The organism is Klebsiella sp. RHBSTW-00484 (genome assembly GCF_013705725.1).
Classification (GTDB): domain Bacteria; phylum Pseudomonadota; class Gammaproteobacteria; order Enterobacterales; family Enterobacteriaceae; genus Klebsiella.
Genome location: NZ_CP055495.1, coordinates 1 through 1,811, shown reverse-complemented (window position 1 = coordinate 1,811; position 1,811 = coordinate 1). Strand labels below are relative to the sequence as shown.

At 49.9% G+C, this 1,811-nt stretch carries 2 protein-coding genes; one reads left to right on the top strand and one right to left on the bottom strand.

Features of this window, described 5'->3' with window-relative positions:
- Positions 1 to 15: 15 nt before the first annotated feature.
- Positions 16 to 591, top strand: a complete 576-nt coding sequence (gene pagP / locus HV213_RS33075; protein WP_045270086.1) for a lipid IV(A) palmitoyltransferase PagP — start codon at positions 16 to 18, stop codon at positions 589 to 591.
- A 7-nt stretch (positions 592 to 598) separates the two neighbouring features.
- Here the strand turns inward: pagP and HV213_RS33070 are convergent, their stop codons facing one another.
- Positions 599 to 1,522 carry an acyltransferase gene (locus HV213_RS33070; protein WP_024196075.1) on the bottom strand — a complete coding sequence of 308 codons (924 nt, stop codon included), beginning with the start codon at positions 1,520 to 1,522 and terminating at the stop codon, positions 599 to 601.
- Between the last annotated feature and the right edge of the window lie 289 nt (positions 1,523 to 1,811).

Sequence of the window (1,811 nt, the reverse complement as noted above, 5' to 3'; positions counted from 1 at the left end):
TTTAAGGATAAAACAATGCGACGTTGTCTGCGGATAGTGTGGGGAACTCTGTTTATTTTCGCCTTTGCGGTACAGGCGGAAACAAAGGTTTATGGCGAACAACGCGTCAGCGGCTGGTGGAACTGGCTAAAAGACGATGTCTCGCAAACCTGGAATCAGCCGCAAAACTACGACCTGTATCTGCCATTTCTCAGCTGGCACAACCGCTTTATGTACGATAAAGAGAAAACCGATAACTACAATGAGATGCCGTGGGGCGGGGGATTTGGTGTCTCAAGATATAACGAAGAAGGTAACTGGAGCTCACTCTACGCGATGATGTTTAAGGATTCGCACAACGAGTGGCAGCCGATTATCGGCTACGGCTGGGAGAAGGGCTGGTATCTGGACAGTAGTCGCGATTTTCGCCTGGGGCTTGGGGTGACCGCCGGGATCACCGCCCGAGAAGACTTCGCCAACTACGTACCGCTACCGATTATTTTGCCGCTCTTTTCCGCCAGCTATCGCCGCCTGAGCGTGCAGTTCACCTATATTCCCGGCACCTACAATAACGGCAACGTGCTGTTTGCGTGGCTGCGCTACGGTTTTTAAGAGGGCATCAAATCGTAATCACCTTTTTCACCAGCGAATTGGACAGCGCTAGCATTGAAATTAACACCGAGGCGATGAACGTCAGGACAATCAGCATTAACTTGGTTCCCAGCGAGCTAATTGGGATAAGCGCGGTCAGCAGATGAAAAACGGAGTAGTGAAGAATATAGACGCCGGTCATCGTTTTGCTGATAGTCGCCAGAATGGTCTCTTTAAACTCGCTGTTTTTACGAAACCGCACGCCGTTGGCGGCAATCACCAGCGCCACCACCAAAATATAAATTTGTGATCCGGTAAGAATGAACGCATTTCTGTCAGCCTTAAACAGGGCGAAGAAGAAATGGCGCTCGTAAAACCAGGTGAAGAGATAAATAAACGGAATGGCGATCATCGCGCCTTTCACCACTCTCTCGCGGGTCAGCCAACTGGCGACCAGCGGATCGCTGAACAGCTGGCCGGTCAGGTAAAACAGCAGCCAGGTCCACAAACGGTACTGCGGGGCCAGGCTCAGCGCATGAACATCAGGATACAGCGCGGACAGCAGATCGTAGCCATATGAGAGCAACAGCAGCGCAAATACCACGCCGAAAAATAGCTTGCGTCGCTGGCTGAGCCACTCGATAAGCGGATGAAAGGTGTAAATCACAATAAAGGCAAAAACAAACCACGGCTGGATAAGATAACCGCGCTGGTAGGGTTCCCAGAGATAGTACACTGTCATCCAGAACAGGAAGACGATAACTACGCTTTTGATTTTACCCATTTGCCACTGCGCATCGTGCCGTGACTGCGAATCCAGATAGCCCGCCACCACAAAAAACAGCGGCGTGGCTATGGTCGAAATAAACGTCAGAAAACCGAGGATCCAGTGATAGTCGTAATCATAGTGATCCCGGGTGTTATAAATGGTGAAGAAGGTCACCGCCGTCATGCATCCCAGCGTTTTAATAATATTTAATCCGGTACTGTTCATTATTGTGGCTTCATATCCTTAGAGCCTATCCCATTAGGCTATTTTATTTGCCATTTTGGTCCTGGGCAGTGCTCACAAGCCTCACGTACTGCGTGTACGCTTCGGTTGTTGCGCGCTGTCCGTGCCCAAACTGGCTGCAACAATATACGCCTACTGGGATAGGCTCTTATTATGGAAACAGGCGTAAATCACTGGCAGAACCAGCAGCGTCAGAATAGTAGCAAAACCCAGACCAAACATAATAACT